The sequence below is a fragment of the Bacteroides sp. BFG-637 genome, assembly GCF_024793605.1.
In the GTDB taxonomy this organism is placed as follows: Bacteria; Bacteroidota; Bacteroidia; order Bacteroidales; family Bacteroidaceae; genus Bacteroides; species Bacteroides vicugnae.
The window spans coordinates 5,785,906-5,809,870 of the sequence record NZ_JANUPD010000002.1 but is presented as its reverse complement, the minus strand read 5'-3'; the positions used below and the strand labels follow the sequence as shown (position 1 = coordinate 5,809,870).

At 40.8% G+C, this 23,965-nt stretch carries 14 protein-coding genes and 1 pseudogene; 9 read left to right on the top strand and 6 right to left on the bottom strand.

The annotated features are described in order from the left end of the window. Nucleotides 1–12: 12 nt before the first annotated feature. The 4 genes and pseudogenes from NXX38_RS27020 to NXX38_RS22935 form a co-directional block, all read right to left on the bottom strand. The gene (locus NXX38_RS27020) at nucleotides 13–456 is read right to left on the bottom strand and encodes a DUF4955 domain-containing protein (protein WP_409012876.1); all 444 of its coding nucleotides are present in this window, start codon (nucleotides 454–456) and stop codon (nucleotides 13–15) included. A 435-nt stretch (nucleotides 457–891) separates the two neighbouring features. Beyond that, nucleotides 892–2,529, bottom strand: a complete 1,638-nt coding sequence (locus NXX38_RS22945; protein ID WP_258981287.1) for a PL29 family lyase N-terminal domain-containing protein — start codon at nucleotides 2,527–2,529, stop codon at nucleotides 892–894. Nucleotides 2,530–2,814: 285 nt separating this feature from the next. Then, nucleotides 2,815–3,943 (bottom strand): annotated as a pseudogene (locus NXX38_RS22940) (glycoside hydrolase family protein). 107 nt (nucleotides 3,944–4,050) lie between these two features. Then, nucleotides 4,051–8,085: a two-component regulator propeller domain-containing protein gene (locus NXX38_RS22935; protein ID WP_217721108.1), complete on the bottom strand. Its 4,035-nt coding sequence runs from the start codon at nucleotides 8,083–8,085 to the stop codon at nucleotides 4,051–4,053. A 213-nt stretch (nucleotides 8,086–8,298) separates the two neighbouring features. Here NXX38_RS22935 and NXX38_RS22930 point away from each other — a divergent pair, with 213 nt between their 5' ends. Genes NXX38_RS22930 through NXX38_RS22890 form a run of 9 tightly spaced genes read left to right on the top strand, consistent with a single transcriptional unit; the run spans nucleotide 8,299 to nucleotide 20,263 of the window. Continuing rightward, nucleotides 8,299–9,522, top strand: coding sequence for a glycoside hydrolase family 88 protein (locus NXX38_RS22930; protein WP_148364865.1), 1,224 nt, complete (start codon nucleotides 8,299–8,301; stop codon nucleotides 9,520–9,522). Between the two features lie 54 nt (nucleotides 9,523–9,576). Next, nucleotides 9,577–10,467, top strand: a complete 891-nt coding sequence (locus NXX38_RS22925; protein WP_258981284.1) for a carboxypeptidase-like regulatory domain-containing protein — start codon at nucleotides 9,577–9,579, stop codon at nucleotides 10,465–10,467. Nucleotides 10,468–10,480: 13 nt separating this feature from the next. Beyond that, entirely contained in the window at nucleotides 10,481–11,044 is a 564-nt protein-coding gene (locus NXX38_RS22920; RefSeq protein WP_258981282.1) for a hypothetical protein, read from the top strand. Then, nucleotides 10,926–12,785: a SusC/RagA family TonB-linked outer membrane protein gene (locus tag NXX38_RS22915; RefSeq protein WP_258981280.1), complete on the top strand. Its 1,860-nt coding sequence runs from the start codon at nucleotides 10,926–10,928 to the stop codon at nucleotides 12,783–12,785. The genes NXX38_RS22920 and NXX38_RS22915 overlap by 119 nt, the downstream gene beginning before the upstream one ends. Nucleotides 12,786–12,808: 23 nt before the next feature. Then, complete coding sequence (locus NXX38_RS22910) at nucleotides 12,809–14,434, top strand: RagB/SusD family nutrient uptake outer membrane protein (RefSeq protein ID WP_229126990.1); 1,626 nt, start codon at nucleotides 12,809–12,811, stop codon at nucleotides 14,432–14,434. Nucleotides 14,435–14,459: 25 nt separating this feature from the next. Then, entirely contained in the window at nucleotides 14,460–15,413 is a 954-nt protein-coding gene (locus tag NXX38_RS22905) for a DUF5017 domain-containing protein (RefSeq protein WP_195649452.1), read from the top strand. A 21-nt stretch (nucleotides 15,414–15,434) separates the two neighbouring features. Next, nucleotides 15,435–17,885 carry a polysaccharide lyase family 8 super-sandwich domain-containing protein gene (locus tag NXX38_RS22900; RefSeq protein WP_258981277.1) on the top strand — a complete coding sequence of 817 codons (2,451 nt, stop codon included), beginning with the start codon at nucleotides 15,435–15,437 and terminating at the stop codon, nucleotides 17,883–17,885. Nucleotides 17,886–17,923: 38 nt separating this feature from the next. Continuing rightward, nucleotides 17,924–19,435 (top strand): fimbrillin family protein, encoded by a 1,512-nt coding sequence (locus tag NXX38_RS22895; RefSeq protein ID WP_258981276.1) that lies wholly within the window; start codon nucleotides 17,924–17,926, stop codon nucleotides 19,433–19,435. Between the two features lie 12 nt (nucleotides 19,436–19,447). Then, on the top strand, nucleotides 19,448–20,263 hold the full coding sequence (locus NXX38_RS22890; RefSeq protein WP_258981274.1) for a fimbrillin family protein: 816 nt from the start codon (nucleotides 19,448–19,450) through the stop codon (nucleotides 20,261–20,263). Nucleotides 20,264–20,362: 99 nt separating this feature from the next. Here the strand turns inward: NXX38_RS22890 and NXX38_RS22885 are convergent, their stop codons facing one another. Next, complete coding sequence (locus NXX38_RS22885) at nucleotides 20,363–22,423, bottom strand: M48 family metallopeptidase (protein WP_258981272.1); 2,061 nt, start codon at nucleotides 22,421–22,423, stop codon at nucleotides 20,363–20,365. A 193-nt stretch (nucleotides 22,424–22,616) separates the two neighbouring features. Further along, nucleotides 22,617–23,852: a fucose isomerase gene (locus tag NXX38_RS22880; protein ID WP_143259547.1), complete on the bottom strand. Its 1,236-nt coding sequence runs from the start codon at nucleotides 23,850–23,852 to the stop codon at nucleotides 22,617–22,619. Between the last annotated feature and the right edge of the window lie 113 nt (nucleotides 23,853–23,965).

The window sequence follows — 23,965 nt, the reverse complement described above, 5'->3', positions numbered from 1 at the left end:
TTAAAGTTGTTTTTATTTTAATGAGTTAATCCAAGCGGGTACATATCCCAAACGTTTACGAAGCTGTGCCTCATAGAGTGAATAAGGTTCTACGGCAGTGTTGTAAGATTCGTTTAATTTGACTTCGTTATCTGAGAAAGTTAACTGACTGGCAGCGGGACCGTGGAATCCTACGATTGTAGGAGGTAGGAAACAAGTCCAGTTTCCGTCCCACCATGTGAAAGAACCTTGAGACACACTGTTTGTATTAGTTGCGTTGAAATTCCATAAGGTAAGATCGTCCAGATGATTGGGTAGCTCACTTTTGGCACCGCCCTGATGTAATTTGATAAATGCTCCATTGCAGCAATCGAATAAAGTAGCCCGTGGTTGTGTGGCATGCGCTTCGAAGCATGCGTCTTCCCCCAAGTGACATTCCAGATAACGGTACCCATACTTTGCTTGGATACCCCGCAACCATGAAACTGTCCGGCATTATCAAGATAAGTACCGGTTGTGTTCTCATCAATGGCGATGTATCCGTTGCTATGGTCGTGAACTTTTCCGATGAATATTCTGGATGATCCTCCCGAGCGAATGGCGGAGTGACCACGATGGCCGTTTATCTCAATGTCATATGCTGAAATATTAGCAGATGATGATATGCTAAGTGCTTCACTTATATTAGTGAAGTCGACACGGCGTATCCAGGAGTTTACCAGACGCATCATGCCAATCGGCTTATAGTCATTGTCATCTCCTCCATTATTACCATGGTGAAGAAATCCGGGTTGTGTGTTTCCTGCAAACGTAAGGTCTTCTATGCCTATATTCTCGTAATAATTGAATTTGCATAGCTCCCATTTCCATTGAGGGTCTACCTCATGCATCAATGGTTCTGCAAATGTAATTTCATTTCCTTTTTTTATTGACTATCTGATGATAGTCATATACCTGTACACCGGAATTAGTAAGGTTAGTCCATTGTGAGTTGGCTGTTTTGTTCCACACATTCCCGTCGGCTGTAATAGACGTCAGTTCCTTGTTGATAAGAGATGGGCTGGTATCAATCAATCTTAAGCATACCCATTGTCCTGCACTAAAAGAACTGGCATCTGCCACATTGATGACAAATGTTCCTTTGGGAGCAACATCACCGGTCAGTCTGACCGGATTCTGAAGATCTACCGTATGTTTGATATTAATCATGGCAGGAGGAGTGGAATTAGCTACGTTTACATTGCGGTCAGCCATTCTGATAATGGTTTTATCACGTCCGGCTCCTTTGAGTACAAATCCTCCGAAATTTATCTCAATTGGCTTTGAAACTCCGTTTTCATCATCGGCAGCGGTGTGCAGCACATAATCTCCTTCCGGGAAGTAAATGATGGCTTTTGCATTGGCCTGATACTTGAATAATTGGGTGATACTTAACAACGCTTCCCGGTCTGACGTTTTGCCGTCGCCTTTGGCACCATAGTCCTTTACGTTATAAACGGTGTAGTCATTACTTTTTAAATGAACGGCGGGAGGAGCTTCTGTACCGTGTTTGTAACCTGCATATGAAAAATCGAGCAGAATATTTTCCGGAGAGTTGGTGGCAAAACGATTCCATGCCAAGGTGGCGTTCGCATCAAAACCGGTGGTCAGCAATTTTACGGAAATAGTCGTCATACGAAGATAACCTTGTATGGAAGTATATATAATTTTAATATTCTCTTCTTTCTCGACTGATGTGTTTGACGGAGCAATAATTGTAAGTTGCTGTTCTTCGAGATCTGCCTGCCAGTCATCCGGTGCAAGGATAGTGACGGCGGACACTTCGTTTTGTTCCACTTCATATACGCGTTTTTCACCCAATGGGAATACTTGTTGTTTACTTGTCCCCGGTATTCTTAGATAGAAACTTTCCGTACAAGGTATTTTATATACTTGACCGTCTGTCAGGGTGACGGTTAGTATTTTCTTTTCAGAGTCGTAAACAACTTCTTTGAATACTCCGTCTTCACTTACACCGTTTTTTCCTATGGCTGTACATTCCTTACCACCCAAGAGGCTATATGTGGCGCCCCCATTCGTGCTGATTTCCCAGAATCCATCTAAGTTGACTCTTAATAGTGGAGTAACAGCGGTTTTGTCTGCGCTTTCTGCCGTAGCCGGAATTTTGTTTCCCTTTTCGTCAGTCAAAGAATTGAATGTAACTCCGTTGTCTGTACTGAAAACCCAGAATCCTTCTTTACTGATAGAGAGTAGGGGAATGGATAGATTTACTTTAGAAGCTTGTACCACTTCAATAGTAGAACCATCATTTAGTTCAATCCGGTACTTGTCGCCTACATAAGTGACTCCTACGATTATATCAGCTTTCAGTAAAGCCTGTAGGCTTTCGAGAGAAGTGTTAAGACTCTTTGTCGCAGTCTCCAAAGCGACTGCACGGTCTTTTAGCAGGTTGATTTCTTTGCTCAATTCGTCAGTGTCTTGACACGAGAACAGGAAGAACAAGCAGAAGAAACCTCCCCAAAGGTACTTAATGCTTTTGTTGTTTTTCATACGTTTTTATTTTTGTGGGTAATTTTGCTGGGGGCAAATGTATTTGATCTGGGTAAAAAACAGGTGCGTGCAGCGTACTTAAGAACATACGTTAGAGTACAAAATAAGATCAATGTACGTTGACCGCATAAAAACGGAACATTGGGAACTCGTTATGAACGGAATGGAAACCGGATAAAAAAAGCGACATAGAGTTTTTATCTACATCGCAAATTTACTGCATGGCTTCAAGTGCTAAGTTACATCTCTTTTCAGATCTGTTGACTGTATCGAAAGGGGGAGTCTTTATTTTATCGGGATAACCATGTTCCATGATTGGGTTGCATTGTCAAATCCGCCGGCACCATTCATTGTTGCAAAGAAAGCATGAGTCGCTTTCCCATTTTCGAATAACAGGAACGGGCGTTCCAGTTGTCCTTGCATTTCCACTTTTCCATCTTCCCATTCTACAGTACGTGAGTAGGCTTTGGGATCTTTGTCTATCGTCCACTGAATACCATTTGGGGAGTGAGCCATTACACCTCCGCCTTTTTCTCCGGTAAATTTAGCAACATGGTCTTTAAAGATTGCATGGTATCCTCTGCTGTCTTTCCAAAGGAACGGGTCTTCCGCTTCTCCTTGTCCGTCCACTTGAAAGATGGGCTGGCCATTGTTGAGTACTGTGTAAGGTCCTTCGATGGACGGAGCATATGCCATGCCAAGCGCCATGTCCGAGAACTTATCGTCTCCGACATACGTTCTTCCTTTGAAGATCATCATTACCGAACCGTCTTCCTGTATGATAGGAGAAGGGTTGGATACAAGAAAACTATAGGAAAGTATTGGGTTTTGTTTTTAATATAGGTTCGTCGAAACGTTTCCAAGGACCATATGGGCTGTCGGCAATAGCCAGTCCGATGCGTTTATTGGAGCGTCCGACAGTACACCATGGGCTGTCCAGTGTCAATTGGTCATAGGTAGGATTGGCGAAAGGATGTGTAGATCCCATATATATCAGGTAATATTTATTCTGGTATTCCAGAATACGCGGATTATGTGTCGAGCGTCCGTCCCAATACTGTGCTCCACGGGCGGGTAGTGCGATGTCACTGAATTTGTAAGGTCCTTCGGGGGTATCGGATATTGCGTGAACTATTTCTGAAGCTACCATCCAGCCGGGATGAAAAGGAAGAGATTTCGGAAAACGGGAAACAAACATATGGTATTTTCCGTCATTTCCTTTTATAACAGAACTTCCCCATACCCAATATCCTTCGGATTCAAACGCCGGTGTGCGTGGAGCCTGTCCCAGATGATGGAATAGCTCATTCTCCGATTGCCGTTTCAACTTTGTCAGGTTTTCTATTTTCTGCGCAAATACAGTGCTTCCCAATATAGTGAAGCATAATAAGACATATAAATGTTGCTTTCTCATGTTTTTTTACTTAAATTATAGACTATCTTTATTATTGCAAATAAAGTCTGTTTTAATGAGAATCAAGTGTGTCATCTGTACATGAATAGTGTTGTCTGCGTACAGGCCTATCCGTTTTCGCTTTCCTGTTCTTCTTTATTATCCCCTTTCCGGTATGCTTGAGGTATCATGTGATATTTTTCCTTAAAACATTTGCTGAATTGTCTGGGAGAAGAGAATCCTAAACGGTCGGAGATTTCGGAGATGTTGAATTCAGGGTTTTCCTTGAGCATGATGGCCGCACGCTTTAGCCGTACGGTCAGGATAAAATCGTATGGGGTCTGTCCTGTAATAGCTTTTAGCTTGGTAAACAATTTGGTACGCGCTATACCTGTCTCACGGGCTAGGATATCTACATTAAACTCAACATCATCTATATGTTTCTCAATGACTTGCATGGCCTGATCAACCAATTCCTTATCTAATGGGTTGGTTGCCAATATTTGTGGAACCGTTTGCGGGTGTTTGCTGAATTTTTCTTGCAGCATAAGGCGGTTATTCACGAGATTGTTGCATCGTGAAAGCAGGATATTAATGTTGAATGGTTTAGTAATATAATCATCTGCTCCCAAACGTAACCCTTCCAGATTGTGCTCGATGGCTGTACGTGCCGTGAGCAATACTACTGGAATGTGACATGTGTCTATGTTATTCTTTACTAGTTTACAAAGCTCCGTACCGGACATTTCAGGCATAACAATGTCACTAAGTATGATATTGGGCTGTCCTGCCTGCACCTTTTCCCAGCCTTCCTGTCCATTAGCCGCTGTATCGACCGTATAGAATACCTCGAATATTTTAACAAGCATTTCCCGCAGCGATTCATTGTCTTCTACAATCAGAATTTTAACCTCTCTGCTTTGTACGATAGACTCTTTATTCATGACTTCCTGATCCGATAAAAGTTGTTGTACGGTTTCCGGAGAGTGAGGTCCTTCTTCAACTGCTTGTTGCGGTTCTTCCTGATGTTTGCTGATTTGTTCAGGACTGAAATGCTCGTTACCACTTTTGAGATGCACGCAGAAGGTAGTTCCTTCTCCTTGTTCGCTGTATACTTCGATACTGCCGTGATGCAATTCTATAATACCTTTGGTAAGAGCCAGACCAATACCTGTTCCGGCATGGATGGGAGAATCCATTTGTTCCGTTTGATAGAAGCGGTTGAATATCTTGTCAATATCCTGTGGAGAAATACCTGCTCCATTATCGGTAACTTCAATGATGACTTCCCGGTTGCCCTTCCGTACCGATACGGAAATCTCTCCTTCCTCTTTCGTATATTTAAAGGCATTGGACAGAAGATTATTCATGACCTTCTGCAACTGTTTAGCATCGTACCATACGTTTATTATATCGTTTGTTTTCTGGAATCTGAACGTTATTTTTCTTTGTACGGCATATTCCTGGAAGAGTAGATAATTCTCATAAATAAAATCGACAATGTTATGTTCGCTTACTTTGATAGTCATATATCCTTGCTCCTGTTTTCGGAAGTCAAGAAGCTCTGTTATCAGCTCACGCAGTTGCAGGCTGCTTTTATATACTCCGAGAATTTTAGTATAGATGGTCGGTGCAAACGAACGGACTTGCAGTAACATTTCCATTTGCCCGATAATTAGCGTGAGCGGTGTACGGAATTCATGCGAGATATTAGTGAAGAACCGCAGCTTGGCCTGATTGAGCTGTTCGATGTCTTCAGTACGTTTTTGTTCATACTTTAATGATTCCTGCAATTTGATCCGGTTATTGTAAGTGCGTATAAGGAAATAAAGAATTGCGCCAATAATCAGAATATATGATAAATAGGCCCAAACAGTCTTATAGAACGGCGGAAGAATAACGATCTTCAATTGATGTGCCGGTATATGCGCATGGTTGTTTTTAAGGCGTACGTATAGTGTGTATTCACCGGGATTCAGGTTTGTATATGTAATTGTATGTTGTCCGCGTGTACTGGTCCATGTATTTGAGAATCCATCCAGAAAATATTCCAGTTGGTCTTTATTGGCCGGAATATAATTGGATATGGCATATTCGATACTAAACATGGACTGGTTGGCTTTGAGTATGAGCTTTCGGGTGGAACCTAAATCTTCTTTCAGTATATGGCTTTGGTCTCCCGCATTAATTTCCTGTCCGTTTACTAAAAGACGGAATGGAGATATCGTGTAATCTCCGGGAGCATAATCAATGTCTTTTTCCTCAAAAGAGATCATTCCGTCAATGCCTCCTATGAAGATTTCTCCTTGGCGGGTTCTGTATAAAGAACGTTCGTTAGGGGCGGATAGGGGTACACCATTCTCTTGATTGTAATTCGTGAATTTTTGGGTAGGGTAGTCCAGAATTGAAAAACCTAAATCTGTGGTGAACAGTAATTTATCCGGAGACAACTCACATACGTCATACACACAGTTGCTTGCTAACTCATTATTTTCTTCATCAAAGTTAATGAAATCATCCGTTTCATACCGGTAGAGATCAATGCCATTATCATTACTGCATATCCATATACGGTGGCGGCTGTCTTCATAGATTCGGTTGATACTATTACTGCTGATACTATGTTCCAAAGCATGGTTATGCTTATAGTTTGTCATTTTATGACTATCTGGCTGGTAGGTAAATATCCCGTCACCTCCTCCGTATATCCATAGTGTCTTGCGGTGATCAATGAAGAGACCTCCGGCATATGTTATCTTGTCTGGTTCTTCTTGAAACAGGCGTTCCACTTTTTCCGATTCGGGATGGAATAGGCAAACCCCTATATTGGTTGCAATGAGCAGCTGGTCTTTATAAGGAACAATATCCCTGATAATATTAGAAGGAAGTGAATTTTTGTCACCCTCTTTAGATTTGTATCGGGTGAACCGTTTGGTCTTTAAATCCATTTTGTTCAGTCCTCCCATGTGCGTACCTATCCATAACACTTCGCGATGAGCGTCATAATAGAGTGATTTTATATTATTGTGCGAAAGGCTGTTGGCATTATTGTCGTGTTTATACCATTCGAATTGATGGCTTGTCAAATTGTACTTGTTCAGTCCTCCGCCTTCAGTTCCTATCCATAAGTTATTCTGGCCGTCCTCTATGATACATCCTACGATAGGAGAACTCAATCCTTCATTTGCTACGTCCGATGTCCGATATTGATGGTAAATCTGACTTTCCGGATTGAAATAATTGACTCCGCCAAAATAGGTCCCTGCCCAGATACTACCCTGATGGTCACACAAAAGGCTCCAGATGGAGGAATGGCTAAGCCCTTTTTCGTGTTTCAAATAATAAGTGAATGTTTGAGTAGCCGGATGAAACATGTTTAATCCGTCGAAAGTGCCTATCCATATATTCCCCTGTTTATCTTCGATACAGCAACGGATAAAATTAGAACTGATAGTTGAGAGGTCATTTTCCTGATGACGGAAGTTTTTGATTGTAGTTCCGTTCATTGTGAAAAGTCCATGTTCCCAGCTTCCTATCCAGTATTGTCCGGATGAATCCTGAAAGATTGTAGAGATATTCCCTTTGGGAATGAGGTGTGACAGGTTGCCTTTTTCTAAACTGAACAGCCCTTGGGTTTCGGTACCAATGAGTACACGTTCTTCACTTATATGAAGGGAAGTAATTTGAGTCCGCTTTTCTGGTAATTCATAATATGTATTAAATTGTTTCCCATCGTATTTATAGACACAGTTGTTGTAAGCAATATATAATTGTTTATGGAAAAACATGGCCCGTATTTCTTTTTGTATCAGTGTGGTGAATTTATTAAGCCTGATATTGAAAGCAGATACCCCTTTGGGAGTCATGAAATAAATCTCCCCGTTGCCATTACCTGTTATCTGTCTGATGTTGTTGTAGATCAGACTGTTTGGATTGTTTTTCTGGGATTTGTATATTTTGAATTCATGCCCGTTATATAAATTAGCCCCGTTTCGTGTACCTATCCAAATGAATCCTCGTTCGTCCTGATACATCGTCATGACTGCATTATGAGAGAGTCCGTCACTATTTGTGAGATGTCTGAAAGAGATATCCTGTGCTTGTCCTTTGATAATATGGATAAGCAGGAAACAAATGAGACATAGATGTTTCTTGATAGTCATAGGTATTAGAATTCTAGAATTTGCTATGCAAATATACGTTCTTTTTGCAGATATGCAACTGTTGTATGAGTACATAAAATGTGTAATATAAGTACATTTGCAGTTTGCAGGGATGATGTACGTACAGAGTATGATTCTTGTATGCATAGCTAACGGCCTCTTTTTTATGAATACCTACATTTGCGATATCATTCATTTAAATCTTTACAGCATATGAACAGCATAGTCTTGACTTTGGCGGGAATTTCCATCTTTATGATGGCCGGATGTAACTTGAAAAAGGCTGCAACGGAAGATATGGTAACAGAAAATATATCAAACGCCGTTTCCCAATATTCTTTGATGACCAACCGGATAGAAGCAAGTGACTGCATAATGAATCCGAAGACTTTGGACGAAAAGCAACAAGTGGTTTATGCTTCTTATGATGATTGGACCAGTGGGTTCTTCCCTGGCAGTATGTGGTATTTGTATCAGCTTACAGGAGATGAAAAGTGGGAGAAACTGGCTGTGAAATATACGGAATCACTCGATTCCGTGCAGTATCTTACATGGCATCATGATGTGGGTTTTATGGTAGGATGCAGTTATCTTAATGGAATGCGTTTGGGACAGAAAGATTATAAGTCGGTTGTGTTGCAAACAGCGCGTTCGCTTTCTACACGTTTCCGGTCCGGAGCTGGAATTATACAGTCTTGGGATGCGGATAAGGGCTGGCAGGCACAACGAGGATGGAAATGTCCCGTTATTATAGACAATATGATGAATCTCGAACTTCTTTTCGAGGCGACCCGCTTGTCGGGTGATTCCACCTATTATAATATGGCAGTCAGTCATGCCGACCGGACACTTAAAGAACATTTCCGCTCTGATGGCAGCTGTTATCATGTAGTAGACTATGATCCGGAAACTGGTACTGTACGCAGTAGGCAGACAGCCCAGGGATATGCTGATGAGTCTGCCTGGGCAAGAGGGCAGGCATGGGCTATTTATGGTTATACGGTTTGTTACCGTTATACACATAAACCGGAGTATTGGGAGCAGGCTTGTAGAATATATGATTTCATATTTACGAATAAGCATTTGGCTTCCGACTTGATACCATATTGGGACTATGATGCATTGAATATTCCTAATGAGCCACGGGATGTCTCAGCAGCGGCTATCACTGCTGCAGCTCTTTATGAGCTGAGCATGTATTTGCCTAATCCGCGTTATAAAAAGACAGCCGACAAAATACTGGCCTCATTAAGCACTCCTGCCTACCGTGCTAAAGTAGGAGAAAACGGGAATTTTATTTTAATGCATTCGGTAGGCAGCATACCTCATAATGCGGAGGTAGATGTTCCATTGAATTATGCGGATTATTATTTTCTGGAAGCCTTGAGTCGTAAGCGGGAGATGGAAAAACAAGTAGTTTGCAAGAAAGTACTGTAATTTTCCGTTTGCTTTCTTGAGAAACCGGCATATTAAATCAATAGAATACTAAGAATGAAAAATAGATTAATAACCAATTTGAATTATATTATGGAGAATCGACAAATCACAAGACGCGTCTGTCTGTTGCTGATGACGCTTTGTTCTTTCACCGTTGTCTTTGCACAGATTGCAATCAGTGGAAGGGTGATGGATGAATCGAAAGAGCCCATTATAGGGGCGAATATTAAAGTGAAAGGAGGAACGACCGGTACCATCTCCGATATGGATGGACGGTTCAAACTTTCTGTTCCTAAATCATCTTCAGTATTAGTCATCTCGTTTATAGGCTATGCGACTAAAGAAGTGACGGTAGGAAATCAAAAGGTACTGAATGTGACATTGAAAGAAGATGGTGTTGCCTTGGATGAAGTTGTTGCTGTAGGGTACGCAACAGTGAAAAAAAGTGATTTAACCGGATCGGTGGCAAAGGTGGATATGAATGATTTAACGAAAGCGCAGGTACTTTCCATCGACCAGGCATTGGGTGGACGTGTTGCCGGTGTGCAAGTTGTTTCCTCTGACGGGCAACCCGGAGCCGAGGCTAATATTGTGATTCGTGGTAGTAATACAATTTCGGACTCCAGTGATGGCGCACCTTTATATGTGATTGACGGTTTTGCTACGGAAGATGGAAATCTGGCTTCACTGAATTCAAATGACATTGAATCGATTGATGTATTGAAGGATGCTTCTGCTACGGCTATTTATGGAGCACGTGGGGCAAACGGAGTCATTATTATTACAACGAAACGTGGTTCGGAAAGTGCTCCGAAAGTAACGTATGATGGATATGTGACTTACCAATTGAAACCGCAGGGCATGGAGCTGCTTCAGGGGAGAGACTATGTTGCCATGCAGGAGGAGGTATTGACTGTTTCTGAAATGAATAGGAACATATTATAGTTATGATGAAGCGTTGGGACGTAACCGTATTTTGAGCGATTATGATAAAGTGCCTTCGTACAACTGGCAAGATCAGGTTTTCCGTAATGCGCCCATGACCAGTCATCATATCTCATTGACGGGCGGTACTAAAAATACGAAATATAGTTCCAGTTTGTCTTATTATAACCAGCAGGGGATTATCATTAACTCTTCTTATGAGAGCTTGAAAGCACGTCTGACACTAGACCAGCAGATTACCAGGAAAGTGAAATTCGGCGGTAGCTTGAATTTTGCTAATAATATTTCAAAAGGTACGGCGCCTTCACAGGGTTCTGACGCAGGTGGTACGCAGTATTTTCTATATCAGGTACTGGCTTATCGTCCGGTGTTTTATGCCGATTCGGAAGAATCGGAGGACGCTTTGTTAGCTGAAAATCCGAACTATCCGTATAATCCTTTGAAAACAATAGGAAAATATGTATCAGAAAGTGCGCAGCCGTCAGTTGAATCTGAATGCCTATTTATCATGGGATATTCTAAAGGATCTGGCATTCAAAGCTACTTTTGCTTATACTTGGCGTCAGGACCGGAATGAGGCATTTAATAATGCGGATACCTATTGGGGAGATCCGCGTTATTCTGCCAAACATTCAAATGGTAATTTTAGTTTTAGGGAGTGGGATGGATGGTCTAATGAATATACGTTGACTTATAAAAAGAGAGTCAAGAGTCATAATATCACTGCCATGCTCGGAGCCTCGATGAATAGCAAAACAATCTCTACATTAGGTGCCAGTTCGACGATGGTGCCGTGGGATGGACTCGGCTTTTGGGGAATTTCGAATGGAACACCTGACAAGGTTACTTCGACTAATTTTGAAGACCGTATGATGTCTTATTTCGCCCGTTTCAACTATGACTGGAAATCCCGTTATCTGATGACGGCAACGATGCGTGCGGATGGAAGTTCCCGTTTTCCTTATCATAAGTGGGGATATTTCCCCTCGGCTTCTTTCGGATGGCGTGTTTCAGAAGAAGCGTTCATGCAGGGAAGTCGCAAGTGGCTGTCGAATTTAAAGTTCAGAGTGGGTTGGGGAACTACCGGTAATAACAATACGAAGAATTATTATCCTTCCCAGTTGCTTTATTTAGGCGATCAGAATTATGCTTTTAATAACTCTATAGATAATCCGGCAATTTATATTTCTCAAATGCCGAACAAAGACCTGAAGTGGGAAACCACTTATCAGACAAACATAGGATTGGACTTTGGATTATTTAATAACCGTATTAACGGTGTAGTAGATATTTACGATAAACAAACAAAGGACTTGTTGTTGTATGCGGAAGTCCCGTTGTCTATCGGCTTTGATAAAATACAGCAGAATATAGGTAGTGTGCGCAATCGTGGATTGGAAATATCAATCAATACGGTCAACTTAGTAGGTGGCAGGGGGCGTTTCAAGTGGACAACAAATTTTAATATCTCCTTCAATAGAAATGAGATTACCGGACTGTCGGGCGATCAGGATTATCAGGTTTCAGGGCTGGATTCTCCCAAGTTGTCTAATCTTTATATTGCCCGTATAGGGCATCCTCTTTCGGAGATGTTCGGATATGTATATGATGGTGTTTATCAATATGAGGATTTTAATGAAGTTTCTCCCAATGTATTTGTGCTGAAAGATGGAATACCCAACAATACAAAGGAACGTAATACCATTCAACCGGGGGATATGAAACTGAAAGATATTAATGGAGACGGAAAGGTGACGCCTGAAGATATGACAGTGATTGGTCACGGGCTGCCGGTTCATACGGGTGGTTTTACTAATAATTTCGAATACAAAGGCTTTGACTTGAGTGTATTCTTTCAATGGTCTTATGGTAATGATGTGATCAATTATAATCGTGCCAAACTGGAGAATATGAATGGTGTCCGCCATACCAATATGCTTGCTTCTGCAAAAGATCATTGGACACCTCGTATAGACAATGGTGACGGAACTTATGCAGCTGGAAATTATACGAATTATTTATGGAGGGTAGATGGCGGACTGTCCGACATCAACACAAGTCGTGTCGTAGAAGATGCATCCTTCCTGCGATTGAAAAATGTGCAGTTAGGTTATAATTTTCCTGTAAAGCTGATTCGCAAGTTTAAATTGAGTTCCTTGCGGTTGTATCTTAGCGGACAGAATTTGTGGACATGGACCAAATATACCGGATATGATCCGGAAGTGTCAACCAGGAATTCGGCAATGACTCGTGGATTTGACTATTCGGCTTATCCGAGAACGACTTCTTTTACATTCGGTGTGAAGTTAGGATTATAGTTTAACAGGTATAAAAACAGAATATGATGAAAAAAATAGTATATATTATAGGAGTAACCTTGGCATTTTCCTCTTGTAGTTTTTTGGATACGGAGGTATATGGCAATCTGGATGAAAAGAACCTGTATCATGATGAGAATAGTTGCATGGCAGGTTTGGCCGGGATTTATGACCGTTTGGGAGCAGAAGGTGTTTATGGACTGAATATCTGGGGAGAGTTGGACGCCGGAACAGATCTTACCGTATATCGCGCCGATTATAATAAAAGCAAGGCATTGCCTTCACTCAATAATTATAATAATACGGATCCCTATTTACAGCTTACCTGGCAACATTTGTATGAGGGTATTAATCGTGCGAATGATTATATTGCTTCTATTACCGGACGCACGGATTCAGATTGTGGCGGTGCACGAAAGAAAACAATGTTTCTGGCAGAAGCAAAAGCATTAAGAGCATTATTCTATATGAATCTGGTTGCTTATTGGGGAGAGGTTCCTTTGAGACTGGAAGTTGTTCGTGATTTGGCACAACAACAACTGAAGAAATCTTCCCAGCCGGAAATTTATAGGCAGATTATAAAGGACTTGGAAGAAGCGGAACCGGGTTGCCTTCCGGCTGATGAACTGAATGCACCGGGACGCATTGCGAAAACTACCGTGCAGGCATTGTTGGCACGTGCATATATGTGGCAGGCGGGATATCCAGTTGAGGCTGATACTTGGGAGGACGCACTTATCTGGGCGCGTAAAGTGAGAGACAGCGGTTTGCATACTCTATATAAGACGACCGAGGACGGGGTGAATGGTTATCGTGCTTTATTTATTAATATGTGTTCCAATAAGTATGACCTGACTTACCGTGAAAGTATGTTCGAGGTCGAATTTTATGGTAACGGTTTGGATAAGACCAATGAAAGCGGTAAAGTGGGACTTTATATGGGCATTAGCCAGCAGACGACTACTGATCCCGATGTACCGAGAGCATATGCCTGGTATCATGGCACCAAATTGTTTTTTAAGATGTTCGAAGATGCAGATGCCCGTAAATGGTGGAACTTTGCGGATTATAAATATGTGACGACGGATGGTAAAGTTAAAAAAGTGATGTTGTCAGACAGTGATAAAGCCAGTTATGTAGATGGTGATCCCGGAAAATGGAGAGCTGAATATGATCCGGTTCGTCCGTGGTCTTTGAATAGTTCCTCTATCAACTTTCCTGTAATGCGCTACTCGGATGTGTTATTGATGATTGCCGAGTGTGCTAATGAGGTGGCTGGTTCGCCGACAAAAGAAGCTGTGGATGCGATAAACGAAGTACGTAAAAGAGCGGGAATATCGGAGATCGGATTGACAGACTGTACTCAAAGTTCTTTCCGCGATTCCATCAAAGTAGAACGTACAAGGGAGCTATGCTTTGAAGTGCCTCGTCATATGGAGCTTCGCCGTTGGGGAAAACAATATTTCTTTGACCGTATCAATTTGTTGAAGGATCAGTCTATGGATAGTCAGAATAAAAAAATCGGATATGATCTGACCACTGTGAAAGCATTGCCTGCTATTAACCTGGCAGAAAAACATATCTATTATCCTATACCCCAGGCAGAACTGAATACTAATCCGACCTGTGGACAAAATGTGAATTGGTGATCTTAACTTTTAATGTAACGAAATTATGAAAAAGATATATTTTTATTCTTTCCTGATAATGACAGGCGTATGGCTTTCTTCTTGTGATGCTGACGAAGTGGATTGTGTTGATTTTGGCGTGACTTTATCCAATGATATACAGGAAATATTTGCAGGTGAGCCTGTTACCTTTGATTTTAGTGGAAATCCGGATTATATTGTTTTTTATTCCGGTGAGGATGGGAGTAAATATGCAAATAAAGACCGTTTGCGGGTGGAGATAGAATCGGCTGAATTGTCATATGAAATATTGCAGCAGTATACACGGGTACCTTATCGTAATAAAGAGACAATGTCTATTTTCATCTCAGAGAGTTTTAATGGAGATTATTCCACAATAAAAGAGGAGGACTGGCAATGTTTATCCGGAGCAAACGGACAGCTGCATCTGAAAGTTCCGCTTTGTGCAGATGCCAGTGGCAGGGAAACGGTTGCTGACGGAATGGATCTTACTGCTTATAAAGATAAGAAATTTTATCTGGCTTTCCATTATAATGCTGTTGCTGCGTCAGATGCGGATACATATCCTCGTGTGGATGTCACCTCTTTAGTTGTGTCGAAGAAACTGAAAGATGGTTCTACCTCAACAATGAATGATCCGAAATCGCAATTCGGTTTTAATTATGCTTTTGAAGCAATTACGAAAAAGACTAATTTTAGTGCTAGCAATACTACGTTGTTGTTTCAGCCTACAACAGACAATTTGAAGTCGGATGTCGATGTCTGGGCGATTAGTCAGGCTATAGATCTGACTGCGGTATCACCGGATATGGGAACTCCTATCAAGTCTTTAAATATGAAAACACAGTCTTATACCTATACGTATAACGAACCGGGTGAATATACTGCTACATTCGTAGGCTCTAATTCGAATGCTTGGAACTCAAAGAGCATGGTAAAGGAGATTAAGATATTAGTGAAAGAAAATCCCGTGAATTGATCAGTAAATAGAGGATTAGTTATGAAAAAGAATTGTATATATGCGATTGTCCTTCTTTGGATAGGAGCTCTGGCTGTTCAGGCTCAGAATGAGGAGCGTCGGTTATCGTTTGATAATTTGTATCGGTATTCCAAGGATGCGCAACAAGTGAAAGATGATAAAAAAGAAAAGGCAATCAAGACATTTCGGAATCAGTATGCTACAGTTCCTTATCGTGCATATGATTTAACAAAGATAAAAATATCAGTACCTGAAATTCTTGCATTCCTGAACGATGATGGTACATTTACAGATTGGACAGGCAGGGAAAAAAAGGTGATTGAAGGGAAAGATGCACAAGAGATGGGATTGTTTATTACAGATGCAATGAATCGTCTATGGAAACTTTCGGAAGAGTTCCGCAACGACCGGATGGGAGTTTCATTGGATAAAGATGTGTTTCGTAAACTTCAGAAGTCTATACTTTATTATGGTAATCTTGAGGTGAGCCGCAGTAATAAGGTGAACCGCTTTCATGCTTCCTGTTTTGCTATTCCTACAGCTGCGGTGAATATATACTATTGTTTCCTGAAACAGATGGATGCGGTGGAAAACGGGAAAACAAAAGACCAACAGTTGGTTGATATGTGTGAAATGCTGAAAGCACTGGCACTTCAGTCGTGGACACAGCCCCTGCGGAATGACGAGACGGATAAAAATGTAGTACAGATAGAACGTTTTCGTAACCATGTATGGTGGGTAGGCGGTAATGCGCTGGCATATCGTCCGTTATTGCCGGTAGCTATGATGTATAGATCTATCCCGATGGTCGATCTGCTGGTTCAGGTAGCCCAGGGAGGGATAAGTTATACTTCACAGAATACATATAATACCGCTTTCTGGACAGAAGGTTGTACGGCGGATGGCGCAGGTTGGGGACACGGGATGCAGTGTCTTGTCTGGGGATATCCTATTGATGGAGGAATTAATGCGTTAAATATTTTGGGTGCGTTAAAGAACTCCCCGTGGGATAAGAAGTTGACCGATGAGAATATAGAAACCTTGCTTAATTTTATCCGGGGAAGTAACTGGTATTACTACAAAGGAAATATAACTCCTTATATTGACCGGTTTACGGCCCGTTACACTCCGGCTAAAGTTGATATTCGTACATTGGCCATTGTTGATAAGTTGCTTAAAGATTGGTCGGATTCTTTCACGCCAGTGCAGAAAAATGAACTTCGTTGTTTTCTGCATGATGCCCGCAAACGGTTAATCAGTATGAATGGCTATTCCGACGGGATGTATAATGGTACGCGTTGGTTTTTCAATAATGATGACCTGATAAAGAAGAATGATCGTTATCATATGATTGTCAATATGGCATCTGTTCGTTGTGACGGACTGGAAAGCGCAGTGGCGGCCGCTGATGAGTATAATTTTTACCCTGCGGATGGCATGACTTTATTTCAGAAAAGTGGAAATGAATATCGTAAAGCTATTGGAGCGTGGGATATAACTATGACTCCGGGAGTAACCGCCCGTGAGGGAGTGGAAAAATTAATTCCGGTTACTAACTGGAGAGGATATTGCAGTAAACATAATTATGCGGCTGCTTCGACAAATGGCGGAGAGAATGCTGTTGCCGGATATATCTTTGAGAAAATGGATGCCACGGATAAGATTGAATCTGAAAGAAAGAAAAATATTCCGCTTAAGAATGAGATACTTTATGGAGTGAAAGCATACAAGTCTTATTTTATGTTGAAGGACTATATGGTAGCCTTGGGTGCCGGAATAACGAATCTGACTCCTCAGATGCAGGGAACTATCCGGACTACCATTGACCAGCCTGAAAAGGAATCGGAAGTTGTTGTTTGGAGCAATGGTAAAATATTGCCGGTGGGTGCCGGCATGCAAAGTTTTCCTAAAGACGGTACATCTTTCTGGGTGGTGCAGAAAGGTAAGTTTGCATATAGCATATTGCCTCAGTATACCAAGAATGCATCTTTTATATGCGAGACTCTGAAAACGGACTGGGTAAAACGTAATTCAGCCAATAAAAGCATAAAAGATCTTCCATCGCAAGTTGACATACTTCGTTTATGGATTGACCATACACAAAATCCGGTGAATGATACTTATGGGTATGTTGTATATGCGGGTGATGGAATGCCGGAAGCGGAATTACCCTTTGAAGTATTGCGTAATGATACATTAGTGCAGGCTGTAAAGTCTAAAGACGGCAAAGTGATCGAAGCTGTCTTCTATCAATCGGGGGAGGTATTAGATAAGGGTGATGTAAGATTGGAAGTTTCAGCCCCTTGTACGGTACTGATTGAGGATATTAACGGGAAAATTACCATTTCCGTGACAGATGCTGCCATGAATGCAGGGCTGAAAGAGATTGTGCTTCAGTGGAACGGCAGACATATTCCGGTGGCAATGCCGCAGGGTGCATTCTGTGGTAAGCCTGCAAATATTACGTTATGAGAAGATTTATAATGATTAATAATAAAATAAGATACAATATGAAAAACAATCTGTTTTATTCGATTCTAGTGATATTGTCGGCTGGCATCTTTTCGGGGTGTAGCGATGATGAGAAAGTGGAAGCGATCATAACTCCCGCAGTCATACAGGGCACAGTGTATACATTTGATGTGGATGAGTCGGGTGTACAATGGGAAAATAATCAGATGATCGGTGTTTCTATGCTGAAAGCCAATTCAACGGAGATCATCATGCCCTATCATAATATAAAGCATAAAGCTACTGTTTATCCTGTTGGATATTTTTCTCCTGTTTCCACAGATGAAGTACTGTATTATCCTGAAGATGGAAGTAAAGTCGATATAGTGGCTTACTACCCGTATAAAGATAATCTAAAGGATGACTTATACCCTTTGAATATTGCGGATCAGACAGTAGCGGATAATTTCAGCTTTGTGTATGCCAATAATAGTAAAGGGTTGAATAGGGATAATAAGAAAACAATGATGGAACTTCGTCCGGTAGTTGCAGAGTTGAATGTAGAGTTGGAAGCCGGAGATGGAGTAAAGGATGAGTATTTGGTAAATGCTACCATTAAGTTGACGGGGCTGCCTACCAAAGCAAATTTTAATCTGTTGACAGGAAGTATTCAGGATATAACAAATGTGCAGGACATCCTGCTTCCTGCGTATGAGGAAAGTGAGGGAAATGGAGCGTCCGGACGTATCTTACCGTCGACAGCCACTAATGGATATTACGTCGAAATTGTTCTTCCCGGAATGGGGGGACGAACAGAAAAGATCAGTTTGGCGAGCTGGTTATCGGAGATTAAGAGTGGAATTCGTTATAGTGGAGTGGTTAAAGTCAGCTTGGATAAGATTGAATTTATCAGTATGGATGAAGAGCCTGTTAAGGACTGGGAAGAAGATGATAATGTGATTCAAGGAAATGGCTCTAGTTTTTTGGTGAGACCTATCTCCAGTCTGTTATTGGGTGATTTGAAAGCCTCTGCTGGGAATAATCCGTTTGCTGCTAATAGTGGCATTCCTATGGATAGTTGGTTCAAAACGGTAAATGCTACATCTGTATGGTGGAATTCGACGATACAATTAGATGAGCAATTGAATCATAATGTGTTATATCTGTCTCACACCGGAGGTACGGCCGGATGGTATCAGTCTTTTGTTGGGTATCGAATGAGTAAGGCAGAGCTAGGCGAATATATTCTGAAGTTCAGAGTAAAGGGAACCGGAAAAATTAATTGCTTTGTGAGAACGTCAACAAGCAAATGTCCATTATTGACTGTACTTGTAGGCGGTAAATATCCGACTTACAAGGAAGTAACTGCAACATCAGAGTACGTGGAATATTCCGTCACTTATAATTTTGCGAGAATGGGAGTAAGCGGAAGAGCTTCTTATGCGGATGCTGACGCCACGGATGCTTCTGTAGCCGATTATGATGATTTCTACATTGGTTTCTATCCAACGGCTACCAATTCGAATTTCTATTTGGATCATGTATCTTTGACAAAGGTAAAAGAGAATTAAACAGTGAATAATATGAAAAGATTTAATATACTATTGGTAATGTCTGCATTTATAGGGAGTTTTACTTCTTGTAGTCAGGATGCAGAGAATGAATTGGTTCCATCTGCTAAGGTAGTCAACTTCGATGTGAATATATCAAAGACGCGAACCGTTACAGAGGGAAAAGTCACTTCTTTCGTTGAGGATGACCAGATAGGAGTTTTTGGTGTAAAACGCGGAGCATCAGAGGTGTTGAACCAGAATGTGATGTATGCTTACACTGGCAACGGAAAGTGGCTCGCGGATAAATCAATCACTTATCCATTGGATAATTCGCCTATCAATTTTTATGCTTATTATCCTTATGGGGATCATTCGACCACAAATTTTGATTTTACAGTTTTGTCTGATCAGTCAAAGGATAATGGTTACGCACAGAGTGATTTGTTAGTAGCTAAGAATGAAAAGGCTCTTCCGGGAGAGGGAGCTGTCAGTTTACAGTTTGGGCATATGATGGCGCGGATTGAAGTAAAACCGGCTTTGCCGGATGGTGTTACGTTGACTTCGGTTGCTCTGCTTAATGTGCTAACTGGTTCATCTGTAGATTTAATCAACCAGACTGCAACAACTAAAACCGACGCATCCGCTTCATTATCTACTATCACATTAATGAAAGCGGGAGATGTATATAGGGGAGTTCTTCCTAAACAGACTTTGGCTGGTAGAATCTTTGAATTTGTGGGAATAAATGAGGCCGGACAAAAGGTGATGTTTGATTATACATTGGAGAATGCTACTGCTCTGACTGCAAATAAGATAACTCTATTTGAAATTAACTTGCAATATTAGTTTTCGGAGTAGATAAAAGATAATACGGAATGAATCCTAAAAGCTGATTGTCTAGCTTTTAGGATTCATTTTTATCAGTATGTCAGCAGGATAATACATTTATTTTTGTTGAACGATATTATCAATGATATTCCCAAGCTTTATTTTCGCATCCTTATCTACTTTATCTAATAAATAAGAATAGAAAACTTTAGATTGGATCATTGTGTTGACATATTCAATATTAATCTCGGAGAGCTCTGACTCATCATTGGGACTTTCAACGAATGATTTCAACTGATTGATAGTTTCCGGTACAGTAACTTCTGACAGTATTTTCCAATCACACATACTCATCGTTTGTTTTATATCTTTTTCGAGAGCATTAACTGTCTTTTTGAGTTGCTTGATATTTTCTTCATCGCGGTTTATAGGCCGATTAAATTCTGCAATGAGTGCATTGATTTGATCGGTTAAAGGAATGTCGTATTGGTCTTTAAATTCTTTCACAAAGAAAATAGCATTATACAATGAATTGACTTTTTCTTTTAATGAAACATCGTCCATTACGCGGTATAATATATACTTATAAATATCATGGTCTATTTGTTTTATTTTCTCGAATAAGGAAAGTATATATGTCCGGTGCTTATCCATGGGAAGTTTGTCAATGGAGCATTTTTCTCCGAGATAAGAAATACTCTCTATTTCCAATTCTTTGTTGTAGACACTGCATAGTGTATTCCAATCGTCTGTGGCTATTGAGTATTCTTTTATTATCTCACTATTGGATAGAGAAAATGGATTTTCTGTTTCTTCGATGGTAACCAGACTTCTGTCAAATGTAGCTATATCCCTTTGCAGAAAGGTCTGATATTCTTCGGGGATTGTGTTTTTGCGATAATACTCCTTATACCATTGCGTAAAGTCTTTGTTGGAGATAATTTTCATTTCATCTTCCGGGGTTTGTGTGTTTTCTGCAATTTGTGCTTCTATGATTTGGGATATTTCTTCTTTATACTTGTCAGGTAATAAAGTCCAGGAAGATGATAAGTCATTTTCGGATATTTCTCCGCTCTGTATCGGTAAATGTGATATTCTGCTGCTTAATGATGGGTGGGTATCCCATACATTTTCAACAACAATCCTCGATTCCGGATATTGTGATGGAATATCTTTGTTCATTAAGCTTTGAGAGCGGAGGGGTATTTGATTTTTATAAGTAATGAAATCTGTGATAATCTGGTGCGATTCAAAAATGTTGCTGACTTTCTTTTTCTCTTCGGAAAGGTCAGTCAGTCCGTTTCGGGTGATTTCAAAAGTAGTTCCCAAAACCTCGATTTTTCGTAATGCGGATGCAAAAACCTGGTTGCCTACATAGCTGCATGCGATGGCATCTGCGTCATATTCCATCTGCCGGGACAAACGGAAATAGGAACGGTTGACCACTTTGTACATATTCTGTAGAATCTTTCTCACCAGATTAGTGAACCGTCTGGTTAACATTCCGAAAACGGCAAGAAGCTGAACCGGTAGCATACACCATTTATCTACCCATTGATCCCACTTGTCTTCTTGAAAAGCAAGATTGTATAAAACAGTATTCGTAATATAAACGCTGGAACCTATTTTCATACTTTTCTGTGAGAAATGTCCGAATTCATGAGCCAGAATGCCTTTCAGTTCCGAAGTATTGGTGGAAGTGAATAATCCCAAGCCAATTTCCAGATTCTTTTTTACAGGGAAAAAGATACTCCAGAAACTTGTGTCATAAAAGACACATGCATTGACGTCCGGTGATAAATATACCTTTTTAGGCATCGGACATTGGGTTGCAGAAGCCACCTCACGAATAGCATTGAACAATGCAGGGCACTCTGCTTCGGTAACGAGTCTTCTATTTGCATTGATATTCTGGGTTTTGGAGAATATGAACTTAACCAGATAAATACCGAACATGACAGAAAAACCGATTCCGCCTATCATTGCTCCTATCAATATCAAAATCAGCCTGAAACTGGAGATGGCTGTAAAATGCAGAAATCCCCAGACGGCAAACCGGTATGCTATCCATAACAGGAACACTCCCAATGCAATGAGTCCGATGTATACTAAGATAAATAAAGCTATTCTGAAAAGAACACTAATAGAATGTTTGCGGATGACGTCTTCAGATTCCATGATATTAGATATGAGATTGTTTTGATATACAAAAGTATCATTTAGTTTTCATATCTTCTATTATAAATGGTGGTTTTATTTGGTAAATTTTATTTTGTATGGATATACCTGTATAAAAAGCACTTTCTTAATAAGCGGATGAATTGTTTTGCTTATCAGTAAAGTGCCTTCTTTGAGAAAATAATAGAGAGTGCTATTCTGTCCGCTTACAAGCATTCGCCTGGAAAAACTCATTCAACGTATCTTCATAATTTCCATGAACCATAATATGATGATTTCCCAACGGATTTTTCAGGAAATACTCTGTTGGAGTATTCATGCGGATGCGTATTTGTGTACGGCACATATTAATATAATTGGTATTTTCAGTTAATGTTCCTGTAGATAAGTAATATTCATCCAGACATTCACCGCCGCATTTTATGATCGTTACATCCCCCGTCGGAAGTAACCCTTGTATGGCAATTCCTTTTTCTGTTTCAAAATGATTTCGGATAATATATCTCTCCGTTTGTTTGAGACCTACGGTGCAATGTGCCAATATCAGTTCATTAGTACGGGTATTGATCATGGAAGGATTTGCCATAAATCCGTCTTTACCCGTAAGTGCTTTAACTGCTAATAGCGTAAAAACAGACTGGAGATCTCCTTCACAACCTGCTATTATCCCGTCATCATTCAATAAAGATAATGCCACGCATCCGGTAGTGTCGATTTGTTCAATCAGTTTAAAACAGCTTAATGTCAGTGCTTCCAGATTTTCTTCCTGACATACCTTTTTTATCGCCCGGTATAGTCGCATTGATTTGATTAAATCTTCGGGAGTCCCTTCGCGACAGGCAAGAGCTTGAGATGCTACAGCCGCGCATGACGCTCCTACCTGGTCATCTGTGATTTGTTGAAAATGATCATAAATCCGTTCCAATGGAATATCTACATATTCAATTCCCCAACGGCGCTTAGCCAGCAAGTAGTCCACGTTACTGGCCACTAACCAGGAAGAAGGACTTCCGATGACTCCGATACGTTTGCCGAATAAGGAACGTTGTGCCCGGAAATTATTATAAAGTGTATGGATACGCAGGATAATGGCTGGTAGTTCACCGTGTAGAATCTCACTTTTCATTCCGCGTCCCCGCAGCCAGGTAGAGATTTCCAATGCAGCTGCAAGGGAGTTCTGCATGCCGTCCGCCAGTAAAATGGCAGGGCGGGGAAGGTTTTCGAAATGCTGTATGACCAGTCTTTCCACCCCGCCGGTAGCGATGAAAATGATTTTGAAATCATCACTATTAAGCTTGTCCATATCTTGATAGTCGACCAGCTTTACAGTATAATATTTTTCAATCTCGCTTAAAATAGCTTCGTGCGAGCCTCTTAGCGAGGATTGTTTGTGAAGGATTGAGGCGAATGAGATAAGGTGTATGGTCATTATGATATTGTTTTAAGTTTTCTGTATGACAAATGTATAGCTTTCTTTTCAAATTACCATAACGATTTTAACCTTGCTAAGGTTTTTAAAGTTTTTATGTCTCTGTATTCAAA

Coding starts and splice junctions, on each gene's coding strand:
- NXX38_RS22945 (WP_258981287.1), bottom strand. CDS start 2,529: ATGAAAAACAACAAAAGCATTAAGTACCTTTGGGGAGGTTTCTTCTGC.
- NXX38_RS22935 (WP_217721108.1), bottom strand. CDS start 8,085: ATGACTATCAAGAAACATCTATGTCTCATTTGTTTCCTGCTTATCCAT.
- NXX38_RS22930 (WP_148364865.1), top strand. CDS start 8,299: ATGAACAGCATAGTCTTGACTTTGGCGGGAATTTCCATCTTTATGATG.
- NXX38_RS22925 (WP_258981284.1), top strand. CDS start 9,577: ATGAAAAATAGATTAATAACCAATTTGAATTATATTATGGAGAATCGA.
- NXX38_RS22915 (WP_258981280.1), top strand. CDS start 10,926: ATGTATCAGAAAGTGCGCAGCCGTCAGTTGAATCTGAATGCCTATTTA.
- NXX38_RS22910 (WP_229126990.1), top strand. CDS start 12,809: ATGATGAAAAAAATAGTATATATTATAGGAGTAACCTTGGCATTTTCC.
- NXX38_RS22905 (WP_195649452.1), top strand. CDS start 14,460: ATGAAAAAGATATATTTTTATTCTTTCCTGATAATGACAGGCGTATGG.
- NXX38_RS22900 (WP_258981277.1), top strand. CDS start 15,435: ATGAAAAAGAATTGTATATATGCGATTGTCCTTCTTTGGATAGGAGCT.
- NXX38_RS22895 (WP_258981276.1), top strand. CDS start 17,924: ATGAAAAACAATCTGTTTTATTCGATTCTAGTGATATTGTCGGCTGGC.
- NXX38_RS22890 (WP_258981274.1), top strand. CDS start 19,448: ATGAAAAGATTTAATATACTATTGGTAATGTCTGCATTTATAGGGAGT.
- NXX38_RS22885 (WP_258981272.1), bottom strand. CDS start 22,423: ATGGAATCTGAAGACGTCATCCGCAAACATTCTATTAGTGTTCTTTTC.
- NXX38_RS22880 (WP_143259547.1), bottom strand. CDS start 23,852: ATGACCATACACCTTATCTCATTCGCCTCAATCCTTCACAAACAATCC.